Origin of the sequence: Photobacterium malacitanum, from assembly GCF_900185615.1 — a bacterium.
Classification (GTDB): Bacteria; Pseudomonadota; Gammaproteobacteria; order Enterobacterales; family Vibrionaceae; genus Photobacterium; species Photobacterium malacitanum.
On the sequence record NZ_FYAK01000001.1, the window covers coordinates 47142 to 61395 of the forward strand.

14 protein-coding genes and 1 riboswitch are annotated in these 14254 nt (G+C 39.2%); of the genes, 7 read left to right on the forward strand and 7 right to left on the reverse strand.

Annotated elements, in window-relative coordinates:
• The first annotated feature begins 1 nt into the window (after position 1).
• Positions 2-1090, forward strand: coding sequence for a galactose-1-epimerase (galM, locus tag PMAL9190_RS00235; RefSeq protein ID WP_087843387.1), 1089 nt, complete (start codon positions 2-4; stop codon positions 1088-1090).
• Positions 1091-1167: 77 nt separating this feature from the next.
• Here galM and PMAL9190_RS00240 read toward each other — a convergent pair whose 3' ends face one another.
• A complete protein-coding gene (locus PMAL9190_RS00240) occupies positions 1168-1686 on the reverse strand; it encodes a hypothetical protein (RefSeq protein ID WP_087843388.1) in 519 nt (172 codons plus the stop codon).
• A gap of 233 nt (positions 1687-1919) precedes the next feature.
• Here PMAL9190_RS00240 and PMAL9190_RS00245 point away from each other — a divergent pair, with 233 nt between their 5' ends.
• A complete protein-coding gene (locus tag PMAL9190_RS00245) occupies positions 1920-2276 on the forward strand; it encodes a DsrE/DsrF/TusD sulfur relay family protein (RefSeq protein WP_087819936.1) in 357 nt (118 codons plus the stop codon).
• A gap of 60 nt (positions 2277-2336) precedes the next feature.
• On the opposite strand, the gene PMAL9190_RS00250 is transcribed toward PMAL9190_RS00245, so the two are convergent.
• Positions 2337-3362, reverse strand: a complete 1026-nt coding sequence (locus PMAL9190_RS00250; protein WP_087843389.1) for a substrate-binding domain-containing protein — start codon at positions 3360-3362, stop codon at positions 2337-2339.
• Between the two features lie 178 nt (positions 3363-3540).
• Between PMAL9190_RS00250 and PMAL9190_RS00255 the strand changes: the two genes are divergently transcribed.
• The 5 genes from PMAL9190_RS00255 (at position 3541) to PMAL9190_RS00275 (ending at position 7382) form a co-directional block, all read left to right on the forward strand.
• Entirely contained in the window at positions 3541-3873 is a 333-nt protein-coding gene (locus PMAL9190_RS00255; protein ID WP_060997472.1) for a tRNA-binding protein, read from the forward strand.
• Positions 3874-4062: 189 nt separating this feature from the next.
• On the forward strand, positions 4063-5070 hold the full coding sequence (locus tag PMAL9190_RS00260) for a transposase (RefSeq protein ID WP_087843390.1): 1008 nt from the start codon (positions 4063-4065) through the stop codon (positions 5068-5070).
• Positions 5071-5584: 514 nt separating this feature from the next.
• Positions 5585-5926: a 5-carboxymethyl-2-hydroxymuconate Delta-isomerase gene (locus tag PMAL9190_RS00265; protein ID WP_087843391.1), complete on the forward strand. Its 342-nt coding sequence runs from the start codon at positions 5585-5587 to the stop codon at positions 5924-5926.
• A 91-nt stretch (positions 5927-6017) separates the two neighbouring features.
• Positions 6018-6410: a cystatin domain-containing protein gene (locus PMAL9190_RS00270; RefSeq protein WP_087843392.1), complete on the forward strand. Its 393-nt coding sequence runs from the start codon at positions 6018-6020 to the stop codon at positions 6408-6410.
• Positions 6411-6731: 321 nt separating this feature from the next.
• Positions 6732-7382 (forward strand): Qnr family pentapeptide repeat protein, encoded by a 651-nt coding sequence (locus tag PMAL9190_RS00275; protein WP_087843393.1) that lies wholly within the window; start codon positions 6732-6734, stop codon positions 7380-7382.
• 62 nt (positions 7383-7444) lie between these two features.
• Here PMAL9190_RS00275 and PMAL9190_RS00280 read toward each other — a convergent pair whose 3' ends face one another.
• From PMAL9190_RS00280 to ccoN, 5 genes are all read right to left on the reverse strand, one after another.
• Positions 7445-7885 carry a VOC family protein gene (locus tag PMAL9190_RS00280; RefSeq protein WP_087843394.1) on the reverse strand — a complete coding sequence of 147 codons (441 nt, stop codon included), beginning with the start codon at positions 7883-7885 and terminating at the stop codon, positions 7445-7447.
• Positions 7886-7985: 100 nt separating this feature from the next.
• A complete protein-coding gene (locus PMAL9190_RS00285; protein WP_087843395.1) occupies positions 7986-9569 on the reverse strand; it encodes a Na+/H+ antiporter NhaC family protein in 1584 nt (527 codons plus the stop codon).
• An 83-nt stretch (positions 9570-9652) separates the two neighbouring features.
• A riboswitch (Lysine riboswitch) is annotated at positions 9653-9827 on the reverse strand.
• Positions 9828-9979: 152 nt separating this feature from the next.
• On the reverse strand, positions 9980-12178 hold the full coding sequence (ccoP, locus tag PMAL9190_RS00290) for a cytochrome-c oxidase, cbb3-type subunit III (RefSeq protein ID WP_087843396.1): 2199 nt from the start codon (positions 12176-12178) through the stop codon (positions 9980-9982).
• Positions 12175-12783, reverse strand: coding sequence for a cytochrome-c oxidase, cbb3-type subunit II (gene ccoO / locus PMAL9190_RS00295; RefSeq protein WP_087844177.1), 609 nt, complete (start codon positions 12781-12783; stop codon positions 12175-12177). The genes ccoP and ccoO overlap by 4 nt, the downstream gene beginning before the upstream one ends.
• Entirely contained in the window at positions 12773-14194 is a 1422-nt protein-coding gene (gene ccoN, locus PMAL9190_RS00300) for a cytochrome-c oxidase, cbb3-type subunit I (protein WP_087843397.1), read from the reverse strand. The genes ccoO and ccoN overlap by 11 nt, the downstream gene beginning before the upstream one ends.
• Between the last annotated feature and the right edge of the window lie 60 nt (positions 14195-14254).

A 14254-nucleotide genomic window follows, 5' to 3' on the forward strand; every position in this document is an offset into this window, starting at 1 on the left:
TATGTTAGATAACTTACCTCAACATGCAATAGCGTTACATCAATCGATGACAGCTGATATGGCTGCAGATGGGCTACCTGCCAAGTTGATTACATTAGTTAACCAGCAGGGCATGTCAGTCACTCTGATGGATATTGGTGCTACATGGTTGAGTTGTTGTGTACCTGTAACGGTTAATCAGCAACCAGAGCTTAGAGAGGTGTTGCTAGGGGTAAGTACTCTAAACAACTTTTATCAGCAGCAAGCTTATTTAGGAGCAACGGTTGGTCGTTATGCTAATCGTATTGCAGCGGGTCAATTTAGCCTAGATGGTCAAAATTACCAAGTATCGACAAACCAAAATGGCAATTGCTTACATGGTGGTGAGAATGGTTTTAGTCACCGTCGCTGGCAGATGCAGCAGCTAAATGCGACAGAAGTACAATTTAGTTTGTTATCAGCAGACGGCGATATGGGGTTTCCTGGTAATTTACGTGTTGTTGTTACCTATACACTCATGGAAACTAATGAACTAACTATTCGTTATAGTGCAGAAACAGATAAATCGACAGTGGTTAATTTAACCAATCATGGCTATTTTAATTTGCTTGGGGCGGATAGCGATAATGATTGTTTATCACATCAACTGACGATCAATGCCGATCATTATTTACCAACAGATCAAAATGGGATCCCGTTAGGTGACTGGAATGCGGTTGAGGCAACAAGTTTTGATTTCCGTCGGCCAACATTGATCAATCAAAATTGGTTAGTTGATAACGATCAACAACAAGCACATGGGTATGATCACTCATTTATATTAAGGTCAGATGTACGTCGAGCAATAACAGCTTGTGCAACAGTAACAGTGGCAGATAATTCATTAACAATGGATGTATTAACCACCAAACCGGCAATACAGTTGTATACTGGGAACTTTTTGGCAGGGTGTCCAAACCGAGCTGGTGGTGAATATGCTAACTACAGTGGATTGGCATTGGAAACGCAATTTTTACCTGATTCACCTAACCATCCTGAGTGGCATGATAATAATCCAGTATTGCGTCCTAATGAGCATTACCATCATTTAACCAGTTATCGATTCCGATAGTTATTAGTGGCCTCAAAAGTCATTGTTATTTCGCCCGCAGCTTAATTGATTAACGTTGCGGGCGTTTTCATTGGTAGTTAGTTATCATAAAAACCATTCAGTTGTTGAATAATCTCTTCGATACCATCGATGTTATGCAGTTTTTTGACACTATCATCAGGCACTTCAAAAATGTGTTTGATCGCTTCAGCACTAGCATTAGAGATACCATTAAGGCGGTATTCTAAACGTTGATGAATTAACTTATCTGAGGTGGTGACATATATCATGTCAATATCATCAATATGCTGACGAATATAATCACGATGCTTTTTCTTATAAGCACCTTGAGTGATCACCAAGCGTGGATAAATAGTGCGGTAATGGTTAATTTTATCAACAATACGGCAGAAAAATTGATCACGCATATCTTCTGTAAACGGTTGTTTAGCTGCAATTACCTGACGCATCTCATCGGTAAGATCGTCATCAGCATGATAAACAAACCACTCATTGTGCGCGCCTATTATATCCCCAACAAATGACTTGCCTGCACCCGATAGCCCAAACAAAAATAGCACCGATGGGGCAGAAGTTAGTTGAAGACGATGGCTCATTGAATGCTCACTGTAAATGACGGTTAGGTTATGGCAAATGCATTTAACATACAATTACTCGTTAGGGGCGTTAATGTGCCAAATAATTGCAGCAGTTAACAGTTTAAAATTATAAAAAATACCGCTAGAGAATAAAAAATAGACATTAGGTGTGGTTTACCTACATTAATGGCTATTGATAATCGGTTTTATGGTAAAACAGTTACTGAAATATCATAGCGAGTAAGAAAATAATGCAAACTATACTAATGATAATTAATGATGCACCTTATGGTTCTGAACGACCATTTAATGCACTACGTTTGGCTATAAAGCTTAACGAGCAAGAAGCACAACCTGTAGCAATGAAAATCTTTTTAATGTCTGACGCTGTCACTTGTGCTTTGGCAAAACAAGCGCCTGTAGAAGGCTATGATATTCAACAAATGGTCGAGATCATATTAGCTCAGGGTGGCGAAGTTAAATTATGTAAAACATGCTGCGCTGCACGGGGGTTAACAGCATTACCGCTAATTGAAGATGTTGCTATTGCCACATTGGATGATTTAGCTGAGTGGACACTTGCTGCTGATAAAGTGTTTACTTTCTAATACTCATTAATTGGGCTTTAAGTGACGTTGTAACTTGAAGCCCAATTAAATAACGCGTAATTAATGTAGTTCTGTTACTGATAATCGTTTAACCAACGTCGGTACAAACGTATGAGTAATTGTAGAATCAAGGGCTTCGACAGGTGTCGGTTGTTTGGCAGCTGTAGCTAATTGAAACGCCAATTGAGTTGCTTGCTCTGCCATTATTTGAATTGGATAACGTACGGTGGTCAGTTTCGGATGCAGGTACTTCGCAATTAAACCATCATCAAATCCAATTAACGATATTTGATTAGGAACAGTAAGGCCATTTGCTTCTAGTACTGACAAGCAACCAGCAGCCATATAATCGTTATAAGCAGCAATCGCAGTGACAGGAAGCGCCTTCGCCAACAGGTTTGTCATTGCAAGTTCGCCCCCATCTTCATCAGGCGTACCATACTCAATATAACTTTGCGGTGCTGTTAAGTTATGGTCGTGTAATGCATCAATATAACCTTGTTTGCGTTGTGCAGTATCTTCAATATCATGATTGGAACAAATATAACCGATATGCTGGTGGCCGTTTTTAATCAATAGTTCAGTTGCTAAATATGATCCTCGATGGTTATCTAGAGCAATACACCGATCGGCAATGTCAGCAATAAAACGGTTAATAAGCACCATGCCTGGTACTTCTTTTGTAAAAGCAATCAATTCAGCATTGGATAAACTTTTGCTATGAATAATTAATGTATCGCAGCGATTATTGATCAACAGTTCAATCACTTCACGCTCACTGTCGGCATTATGATAGCCATTACCAATTAATAAATGCTTGCCATGTTGACGGGCGATATTGTCGATCGATTTGATCATTGCGCCAAAGAAAGGATCTGAAACATCGCCGACTAACACACCTATTGTGTTGGTCGATTGGCTGACTAGAGCTCGAGCATTAGCATTAGGACGATAGCCAAGTGTTTGCATTGCTTGTGTTACCGCGGTAATGGCGGCTTCACTGGCTTTAGGTGATTTGTTGATCACCCTTGATACGGTTGCGACAGATACATCGGCGAGCTTCGCCACATCTTTGATTGTTGCCATAATCACCTCTATTACTGTTAGATCTATTAAACTACGGTTGTGTAAATAACGCAATTTAACTGTGTGATATAGCTAACTAATTCGAAATGATATTCTTTGTAAATCAATATTTAATTGCTAATGTAAACGTTAACAATTTTGTGTGCTTATCGCTACTATTAACTATAAAGGAGAACCCATGGATACCATTTCATACGCAGACTTCGCTAAATTAGATATTCGTGTAGGTAAAATTATTGATGTTGTCCGTCATGAAAATGCCGATAAACTGTACATTGTTCAAATTGAAGTCGGTGAGATTAAGCTACAAACAGTGACCAGCTTAGTACCTTATTACACTGAAGAACAACTGCTAGGTAAGCAAGTAGTAGTGCTGTGTAATTTAGCCAAAGCTAAGATGCGTGGTGAAACCTCAGAGTGCATGTTGTTATGTGCTGAAACAGATGATGAATCTGAAAGTGTATTGTTAACCCCTGAGCGTTTAATGGCAACCGGCGTCAAGATTGTTTAATTGCTTTTTAATAAGCTAAGTGGGCAGTGGCGAAGGGGGATTTTTTATTTTTACATATATAGGAAATTACTGATTCGTCACTATCTACCTTTTTCACACACTTTCACACACTTTCACAGGACAGCCATAACCTTGCACATTAACCACGAGTAACTACACTTAAGCTTCAAGTTGCTTATGGTGAAACTGATGACAATCTCAAGACGCAAATTGATCGAGCCGCAAATCACGCCTTTTTATCATGTGATTAACCGTTGTGTACGACGGGCGTATTTGTGTGGTGACGATCCGTATAATGGCAAAAACTATCATCATCGACGAGGTTGGATAGTAAACAAAATCAAACAATTAGCCACTGTTTTTTGTATCGATGTTTGCGCTTATGCGGTGATGAGTAACCATTATCATTTGGTACTGAAAATAGATATTGAGCAGCAACAGAAGCTAACCTCAAAAGCGGTAATTTCACGCTGGTTGCAGTTGTTTAATGGTCATCCTATTGCTGTCGATTTCTTAAAAGAAGGACAAGTCGGTACAGATAAACAGCAAGCGTTATCAAATTTAGTGAAGGAATGGCAGCAACGATTAGGTAGTATTAGCTGGTTTATGCGCTGTCTTAATGAAGAAATTGCTCGCAAAGCCAATAAAGAAGACCAATGCAAAGGCGCGTTTTGGGAAGGGCGGTTTAAGTCTCAAGCATTGTTAGATGAACAAGCGTTATTATCTTGTATGATGTACGTTGATTTAAATCCGATTCGAGCAGGCGTTACACAGTCATTAGAGCAATCAGATTTTACCTCGATTAAACAGCGTATTCGTGAATATCGTCAACCTAAAACATCAGCTAAACAACCATCTTCACATAAAATGCACTTCCAACTATTACCTTTTGTTGGTGCTGAACATCAAGCGAAAACAGCCGGAATAAACTTTGCTTTTGCCGATTATCTTGAACTTATTGACTGGACTGGCCGCTGTATTCGCAATGATAAAAAAGGTTTTATAGCATCTAACCAGCCTAAAATTTTACAACAATTGGGAATAACGCCAGACGCTTGGCTTGAACATAGTGAGCAGTTTATGGAGCGGTATGCCAATGTAAGTGGTAAATGGTCTCGAATGTGTGCTTTTAAACAACATGTGGGTGGTCATTGGTGTAAAGGAAAAGCGGCGAGTCATCAGCTACATCCTAAGTGAATATAGATTCTTAATAAAAGATGAAATACCGCAATAATCACTAGAATTGTGGGTGTTTGCGATCGTGAAATATGGGAGTTGGATTGATTTAACCAAAATATAAGGAATAAGCGGTAATATTTATAGTAAAAAAGTTAATTACAGATGGAATAGTTAATTTTCTCTGGTGATTTTTGAGAACGAAAACTTTTGGCTGTCCAGAATTATTAAGTTATGGTCCAAATTGCTGGGTTACGTACTTTTGCTAAATTGAATACTGATAAGAGTAAGCTCAGTGAAATGATTGAGCAGTTATTTTTAAACTATCCATTTAAGAATAATTAAAAATAACCATTATTGTAAATTCTATCGTTTCTCAAACAATTTTATTAAATAATGGCATTGATCACAGAACGATACATTAGCGATTAAAACCTAATTTTGTGAACTAATATTAGTGATGTTAAGCAGTTATGTAATTTATTGTGTGTTAACGTCAAAAAAATGAGTCAGTATTTTAGTTAGGAGCAACAACATGCCGCATTGTATCGTCGAGTATGCGAAGGACTTAGAAACTCAAATTGATCTAAATGAATTAATGACAACCACACATTTTTCTATTTTTAGCTCAGGTATTTTTGAAGAAGAAGATATTAAAACTCGATTGATTCCGTATGAGCTTTATCGTACAGGTACAACAGAAAAGCCTTTTGTGCATGTGACGTTAAGAATTTTACCGGGTCGCAGTGAACAACAAAAAGATATGCTTTCAGAAGTCTTATTGCACCATATTGCTGCTATGTTTAATTCTGATATCGCAATTAGTGTTGAGATAGAAGATATCAATCAGCAATCTTATCGTAAATACGTTGTGTAAATTTGCATTTTTTTACTTTTTGCAATTAAATTTGCAATGAACACTGTTTTTATGTTGTTATAAGTAGGTCTCGTATAAATTAGGAAAAGTTATGAATAAGAAACTTCTGGTGGTTGCTTTAGGTTCATTGGCGTTAGTGGCGTGTAGTGCACAAGATGTTAAAACGACGCAAGAGGCAAATATGCAAACAGGGTGTGATTATACTCAAGCTATTCCTGGTGGTTGGCAGCAAGGGGAAATCACACCCGAAGTGACAGCAGCGGCTCAAGCAGCAGTAAAAGATATTGCGGGTGATCATCAACTAAAAGATGTGTTACATGTCACTCAGCAAGTTGTAGCAGGCATGAATTATAACGTGACATTTTCGATTGAAAATAATGACGTTTATACTGCTAAAGTCTTCCACAGTTTAAAAAATGTTTATACTGTTGAGCATGTTGATAAAGCCAATGGTGCTGTTTCAAATTGTGACGTAAAAAAATAACCGATCACGTCTGGTTGTTATTTGCTCGATTGGATGGGTGAAAAATAGTCGCTATTATTGAGGGGTTATCAATAATAGCGGCTATTTTTTTTATATCAATTTTAAGCGGGATTATATTGCAATAGTAATACGAATATAAAATTTAAAGCGGGCGTGCGGTCATAATAAAATAATAGCTTAAAACATGATTACAGCTCGTTTATGTCGGCTTTTTAATGAGGTAAAAAAAACAATAAACATTCTGATATTTTTGCTGGTAAACGATGAATTATTGTTATTAATATAACCCTAAGGTTTACTATTTAAATAGAGTAATAATTGATGCATGTGACAAGAAAGCAATTTGATGGCGAGGTGTTTACGCATCAAGATTTAGCTGAAGCAACCTTTGAACAATGTCAGTTTTATCGCTGTGATTTTTCTCGTACCAATTTAACTGATGCATGTTTTATTGACTGTAGTTTTATTGAAGCAGGGGAAACAGAAGGGTGTAGTTTTGCGTATGCAAAGTTAAAAGATGCTAGTTTTAAAGGTTGTAATCTCGCGATGGCAAACTTTAGAAATGCGCAATGTTTTGGTATTGAATTGCGCCAATGTAATCTTAAAGGCGCAGATTTCCACTATGCTTCATTTGCGAATTATATAACCCAAAGTAGCTTTTTTTGTTCGGCATTTATTTCAGGGTGTGATTTAAGCTATGCTAATTTAGAAAGTGTAATGCTTGAAAAATGTGAGTTGTTTGAAAACCGTTGGCGGGGAGCTAATTTAATTGGTGTGTCATTTAAAGGTTCTGATTTAAGTCGCGGTGAATTCTCAAGCGAACAATGGCAACAAGCAATATTTCAAGATACTAATTTATGTCACGTTGATTTAGATGGCGTTGATGTTCGACGTGTTTCTTTAGCGGGGGCTCAAATTAGTGATTGGCAACAAGAACAGTTGCTGAGTAATTTAGGGATCATTGTTTTATAATTGTAAATTACAAATGCCACAGGAGCGCAAAACAAACCCTGTGGCGTACAATTACCTAAATTTTACCATTCGCCAACATTAGGCTGTGAAACCCATGGTTCAGCAGGGGATAACGGCTCGCCTTTTTGCAGTAATTCAATTGAAATACCATCAGGTGAACGAACAAATGCCATATGACCATCACGTGGTGGGCGATTAATCGTCACACCGTTATCTTGTAGCTGTTGGCATAATTGATAAATATTATCAACGCGAAATGCAAGATGACCAAAGTTACGCCCACCGCTATAAGCTTCAGTATCCCAATTATAAGTTAACTCTAACAATGGTGATTGAGTTTGAGCTGCTGCTTGTGCTTGAGCCGGTGCTGCTAAAAAGACCAGCGTGAAACGTCCACGCTCACTTTCTTTTCGGTTCGTTTCAATGAGCCCTAATTGTTGGCAGTAAAAGTCTAGTGAGGCATTCAAATCACTGACACGTACCATTGTGTGTAAATATTCCATTGCTTATCTCCTGAACAAAAAATCCCCGCTGTTTCGTGTTATAGAATAAATCATATAAGCACAAAAACGAACGGGGATTATTCTTAAATAGCGGCTGTGTTTAATTTACAGCTGCGATTAGTTGTTGTTTCTTATCTTGACGTACGTGATAAACGCAGCATCCAATGAACCATACTGAACTCACAGCGATACCAATCACCGTTGAACCTGTGATCCCCATTGCTAAGTAACCTAGGAAAGCACCAAAGGCAACGGTTAATGCATACGGCAGCTGAGTCATAACGTGATCCATATGATGACTACCCGCGCCTGTTGCTGACAAAATACTGGTGCTTGAGATAGGCGAGCTGTGATCACCAAATACTGAGCCTGCTAATACCGCTGATAACATAGGCATTAATAAGTTAACGTCACTCGCGATTGCCATATCACCTGCGAGAGGCAACATAATACCAAATGTACCCCAGCTGGTGCCGGTGGCAAAAGACATACCACATGATAGTAAGAACACTAATGCAGGTAGTAGCGCAACAGGCAGACCATATTTTGTTAATGATGCTAAGTATTGGCCTGTTTCCATATCACTGACAACAGTACCAATTGTCCATGCAAATAATAGAATGATAATCGCAGGCATCATCGCTTGAACACCTTGAGGTGCCGCCGTTAACCATGTTTTTAGTGGTAGCTTTAAGCGTAATGCTAATACAATAGATACAGCCAGACTACATAGTGCGGCGTACACTAATGATGAGCCAACATCAGTATGTTCGATTGAACCAATTAAACTGAATGCTTGGCCTTTAGTTGCTAACACATCAGCACCACTGATGATCATAAATACGATACTAGAAACCGTTAGGGTTAGAATTGGTAACACCATATCGATCATGGTGCCATTACCTTCACCTTCAGTGGTGATTTCTAATCCTTTTGGATGACCTTTTGCTTGATCCCAAAGTTGACCCTCACGTGCACGTTGTTCGTGTTTACGCATTGGACCAATATCGAGTTGGAACGTGATCACTACCAGCACCATTAATAAAGTAAATACAGCATAGAGATTCATTGGAATCATCTGTACAAACAATGAAATAGGGCTCGTTTCTGTAATGTCATTGGTCACTAAAATGCCACCAAGGATAGCAATAATATATGCACCCCATGATGAAATAGGCGTGATAACACATACAGGTGCCGCGGTTGAATCTAGCAAATAAGCCAGTTTTGCACGCGAAATTTGAAAACGATCGGTGACTGGACGACAAATAGGTCCTACAGACAGGCTGTGGAAAAAGTCATCAATAAAGAAAGCAAATACCATCATACCAGTTAGGATATTGGCACTGCGACGATCTTTACAACGACGTACACCCCATTCAGCAAATGCTTTGGTTGCACCTGTTGCGGTCATTAAACTAATCAAGCCTCCCAGTAATAACATAAACAATAACATGTTAACGTTACTGGTGTTGATAGCGCCATCAGCCCAAACTAAGCCAAGAATTTGATGTAAAAGATATTGTAGTGCTGCGAGTGGGTTGTAATTATTTAGAAGGATTGATCCTGCAATAATGCCCGCGCCTAATGATAACAATACGCGGCGGGTAGTAATTGCAAGAATAACTGCCAGTAGTGCGGGTACCACTGATAGTAGTGAATCAGAATATTGGATTAAATTCATGGATCTCTTAAACACCTATAATAAGGTGGAGATCTACCGAAAGGATAGAGAAACAGATTTCTTGAGAAATAATACTTCTTATCCCTTAGGGTAGCGCTCCATAGACAACATAACTATGGCAGTTCTGCACTTATTCAATACAGAACCAGCGACTATTGATGACTCAATAATCACTTCGGCGCTGACTCCTTTCTTCGATTTTCATTGGGGATCTCCCTCCAACCGAATACTCTTAGGCAGCGCGCCTCTACTCAAAGGATTAAGATTTGACTATACCTAGATATTTCCCACAAGCAATAAAAAATAACGCTTAATTGTGTAATAGGCGTAAAATGCAGCACTTCAGCTAACTGATTTTAGTTTCAATCAGTTAGAGAGAGTTTATTTCGTTATTGTTGCATATTATTTCATTATTCTGGATCATTACTCATAGGTTGAGTCATATTATGGATATTCCCAGCAAATCCCGCTTTAGTAAGATCTTTACGAATTGTCGTGACTTGATTTTCCGTAACGGGAATGTCTCTACCACCTAATTTTTGACGCACAAAAGTGATGAGTTGGGCCAAATCAGCATCATTTAATACCGTATTGAAACTACTCATAGGCATAAAATCAATTTCCTGCTCTAAATAGTTCGGTGTAAGACCTCGAATGGTGACGGCAATGGTGTCATAAGGGTCTTTGTGCATAATAATACCATTATTGAGTAACGTCGGCGCTATACCTTCACGACCTTTACCATCGGCACCATGGCATGCGCCACAGGTTTGAATGTACAACCCATAAAGCCGTTGTTCTTGTTGACGCGTATCCGTTGATGGCGTAGTTGCCAAATCACTTAAATCTGGATTTTGAATATTTACTTGAGCTGGAATTAAATCACCAAAACCGGGTGGGTTGAGCTGTTCAACTGATTTATCCAGCACGTTATATTTATCGCCAGTAATAAGATATTCAGCAATAGCACTGACATCATCACGGGTTAAATAGCGAGTACTGTTTTTAACAACTTCAGCCATGCCACCAAATGCGGTGCCTTTTTCTGAATGACCTGTTTTCAGAAAATCGGTAAGGGAAGCAATTGTCCAACGATCTTGATAAAGCTCTGTTGCGGTAATATCAGGTGCCATCCAACCATCAATTAAATTACCTTGGAACAGTTTATCGGCAATTAAAGCTTGGGCGATATTTCGTGGAGTATGACATTCTGAACAGTGACCTAATCCCATGGTTAAATATTTACCACGACGCCAAGATTGAGTGCTATCGGCAGGGTATTCAAGTGGATCAGTATTGAGAAAAGCAATATTCCAACCCAATAGACCTAAGCGAATATTACTAGGAAACATCATCTGATTATCACGATTGCGAGTATTAACGTAACTAAGTGATTGCATGTATGCCCATAATGCTTGGGTGTCAGCATCTGTCACATATTGATAAGAAGAATAGGGCATTGCTGGATAAAGATAACCATGCTTACCCTTACCTTTATGGAGTGCGTCATAGAACTCGTTATAGGTGTAATCACCAATACCAAATTCAGGGTGAGACGATATATTGGTGGAATACATGGTGCCAAATGGAGTCACAAAACCTAATCCGCCACCAAATAATTCGCCTCCTTCACCAGTGTGGCAAGCGACACAGTCACCTGCGTAAGCTAAATATTGGCCTTTAGTGATTAATGTTTGGTCTAATTGAGCTATTTTGTTAGAGCGAACGGTGTGCTGATGGCGAATGTAAGCACCAAGCGCTTGAATTTCAGAGGCAGACAGTTGATCAGCAAACGCAGGCATGACGTTATTTAAGCCGTTATTAATCGTGTTAATAATACCTTCAATACTGCCATCATGGAGCCAGACATTATCGGCTAAGTTGGGGGCTCCAATTAATTGATTACCTTGAGCATTACTGCCATGACAGCTGGTGCAATTATTGGCAAAGACAGTTTTACCTTGTTGTAATGCAAAGGCTGGAGCTGAAATAATCCGATCAGCTTGTAAAGAAGCAATATAAGTTGCGACATGCTTAATGTCTTCGGCTGATAAAATCGTTTTCCAGCCAGCCATGACACCATTTCGGCCTTGAGTGATTGAATGATGAATATCTTTATCTGTACCACCATAAAGCCATACATCATCAGAAAGATTAGGGAAATGGGTTTGACCCTCAGCTTCACTTAAATGGCAGGCGGCACAATGGGTCTGAAACAATGCATCACCAGCACTGACTATCGTCGAATCTTGACTGAGTTTTTGATATGAACTACCACTGAGCTTGGCTTGGCTAATTTGTTTTTTTAAGTCAGTAGGGTGAGGCTTCGTCGCTTCACTGGTTGATGTCCAATCCATAAGACCCTGCCAATTACCAAGGCCAGGGTAAAGAACGAAAAAGCCTGCTGATAAAACAAATGCGATAAAATAACAAAACAATAATAACTTAGGTACTGCAGCATCATTTTCTTTAATATTATCAAAGCTATCAACGGTTTTATTTTGATCTGCGGTGTGATTTTTTCGCCAGTAATAGACCACTACTGTGATCATAAGAATCAGAAAGAGTAAGGTTAATACAATAACCCAGTTGCTCCAGAAAGTGTTCATTGCTGTACTCCCTGATCTTGTCCCAAACTTTGTAAATAGGCTATTAGTGCTTCGGCTTTGGTACGACCTTTAACGGCTAGACGCGCTTGTTGTATTTCACGGTCGTTATACGGTACACCAAGCATGCGTAATGCTTTGAGTTTGGCTTCTGTATCTTCGCCATCCAGTACTTGCTCAAATAACCATGGATAAGCTGGCATAATCGAAGTAGGTACAACATGGCGAGGGTTATTTAGGTGGATTGCATGCCATTCATCAGAATATTTACGCCCAAGGTTTGTGAGATCGGGGCCAGTACGTTTAGAACCCCATAAGTTTGGGAACTCATAAATATCATCACTTTCACGACTATAGCGGCCATAGCGTTTAACTTCGGCATCTAAAGGCCGCACCATCATGGTATGGCAAGTGTGGCAACCCTCACTAATATAGATATCGCGCCCCTCAACTTCGAGTGCAGTGAGCGGTTTGGCACTTGATTCTGCAATTAACTTATTTTGATAAAAAAAAGCGGGCAGTACCCAAACCAGAAAAGAAAAACTGGCCACAATTACGGTAGAAATGATTAAAATAAATACCGATTGTGTGAAATCTTTATTTAGCATGATCATTGACCTCTTCGGTTGAGGACGCTGTTGCTAAGGGTTGTTTAAGCGTGCGGTAAAGGTTATATATCATTAATAATAAACCCAGCACAAAACTAACACCGCCAATGAAGCGGGCGAGCATCCACGGTGAAGAAAAATTCATCGCATCGACAAAACTGTAGGTTAAGCTGCCATTAGGCTGTTGTTGTAACCACATATAGCCTTGACCAATTCCCGCAATCCACAGCGCAACTGCATAAATGAGTATGCCTATATGTGCTAACCAAAAATGCCATTTAACTAAGCGATTTGACCATAATTGCTGGTGGCCCCATAGCCGTGGAATAAAGTAATAAAACACGGCAATAGCTGACATGCCAACCCAACCGAGAGCGGCTGAATGTACATGACCAATGATCCAATCGGTATTATGGGCAATCATGTTAAACCATCGAATCGCCAGTAATGGGCCTTCAAATGTCGCCAAAGCGTAGTAAACAATGGCAGAGAAAAAGAACCACATAATGTAATCGTGTTTAAGTTTGGGTTTATTGTTGAGTAAAGTCATGATGCTATTAAATGCGCCACCCCATGATGGCAACCATAAAATCAACGACATAACGATACCGAGGTTTTGTAACCAATCAGGCACTGATGAATAGATAAGGTGATGTGTTCCTGCCCAGGTATAAAAACCGACTAAGCCCCAAAAATGAATCACAGATAAACGATAAGAATAAATAGGGCGTTCAGATATTTTGGGAATAAAGTAGTAGTTCATGCCAATAATACCGGCGGTAAGGAGAAAGCCGACGGCATTATGCCCCCACCACCATTGGACAATGGCATCTTCTGCACCAGAGTAAATGGAGTATGATTTCCAAAAACTAACGGGTAATTCAAGATTATTGACAATAAAAATCATCGCAATAACGATAATAAAAGCGCCATAAAACCAGTTAGCGACAAAGATATGAGACACGGTTCTTTGGGCGATAGTGCCAAAAAATAAAATGGCATACAGAACCCAAATAACCGCAATTAAAATATCAATTGGCCATTCGAGCTCGGCATATTCTTTTGAGGTTGTAAAACCCAGAGGAAGAGTGATCACTGCCAGAATTAAGACTAGCTGCCAGCCATAGTAAACAAACCAAGATAAGCTGTGATTAAATAGGGAAACTTTACAGGTACGTTGAACGATATAAAGCGAAGTCCCCATAAGAATATTAACCACAAAGCCAAAAATAACCCCATTGGTGTGTAATGGACGTAAGCGACCAAATTGAAAATATTCTGAATTTAAATTGAGTGCAGGCCAATAAAGTTGTCCGGCAAGTATTACGCCAATCGTCATGGCGATCAGTCCCCAAATAACACTTGTGACCATGAAGTATTTAACAACTTTGTAATTGTATTGAATATCCATTCCAAAAACCTTTGACTGTGTTATTGGTCAAAAAATGATAACGAGTCATTAATCACAGGT

What these genes read in the sequence shown, in the direction of transcription:
- galM (WP_087843387.1), top strand. Translation starts at nt 2, where the DNA reads ATGTTAGATAACTTACCTCAACATGCAATAGCGTTACATCAATCGATG.
- PMAL9190_RS00240 (WP_087843388.1), bottom strand. Translation starts at nt 1,686, where the DNA reads ATGAGCCATCGTCTTCAACTAACTTCTGCCCCATCGGTGCTATTTTTG.
- PMAL9190_RS00245 (WP_087819936.1), top strand. Translation starts at nt 1,920, where the DNA reads ATGCAAACTATACTAATGATAATTAATGATGCACCTTATGGTTCTGAA.
- PMAL9190_RS00250 (WP_087843389.1), bottom strand. Translation starts at nt 3,362, where the DNA reads ATGGCAACAATCAAAGATGTGGCGAAGCTCGCCGATGTATCTGTCGCA.
- PMAL9190_RS00255 (WP_060997472.1), top strand. Translation starts at nt 3,541, where the DNA reads ATGGATACCATTTCATACGCAGACTTCGCTAAATTAGATATTCGTGTA.
- PMAL9190_RS00260 (WP_087843390.1), top strand. Translation starts at nt 4,063, where the DNA reads ATGACAATCTCAAGACGCAAATTGATCGAGCCGCAAATCACGCCTTTT.
- PMAL9190_RS00265 (WP_087843391.1), top strand. Translation starts at nt 5,585, where the DNA reads ATGCCGCATTGTATCGTCGAGTATGCGAAGGACTTAGAAACTCAAATT.
- PMAL9190_RS00270 (WP_087843392.1), top strand. Translation starts at nt 6,018, where the DNA reads ATGAATAAGAAACTTCTGGTGGTTGCTTTAGGTTCATTGGCGTTAGTG.
- PMAL9190_RS00275 (WP_087843393.1), top strand. Translation starts at nt 6,732, where the DNA reads ATGCATGTGACAAGAAAGCAATTTGATGGCGAGGTGTTTACGCATCAA.
- PMAL9190_RS00280 (WP_087843394.1), bottom strand. Translation starts at nt 7,885, where the DNA reads ATGGAATATTTACACACAATGGTACGTGTCAGTGATTTGAATGCCTCA.
- PMAL9190_RS00285 (WP_087843395.1), bottom strand. Translation starts at nt 9,569, where the DNA reads ATGAATTTAATCCAATATTCTGATTCACTACTATCAGTGGTACCCGCA.
- ccoP (WP_087843396.1), bottom strand. Translation starts at nt 12,178, where the DNA reads ATGAACACTTTCTGGAGCAACTGGGTTATTGTATTAACCTTACTCTTT.
- ccoO (WP_087844177.1), bottom strand. Translation starts at nt 12,783, where the DNA reads ATGCTAAATAAAGATTTCACACAATCGGTATTTATTTTAATCATTTCT.
- ccoN (WP_087843397.1), bottom strand. Translation starts at nt 14,194, where the DNA reads ATGGATATTCAATACAATTACAAAGTTGTTAAATACTTCATGGTCACA.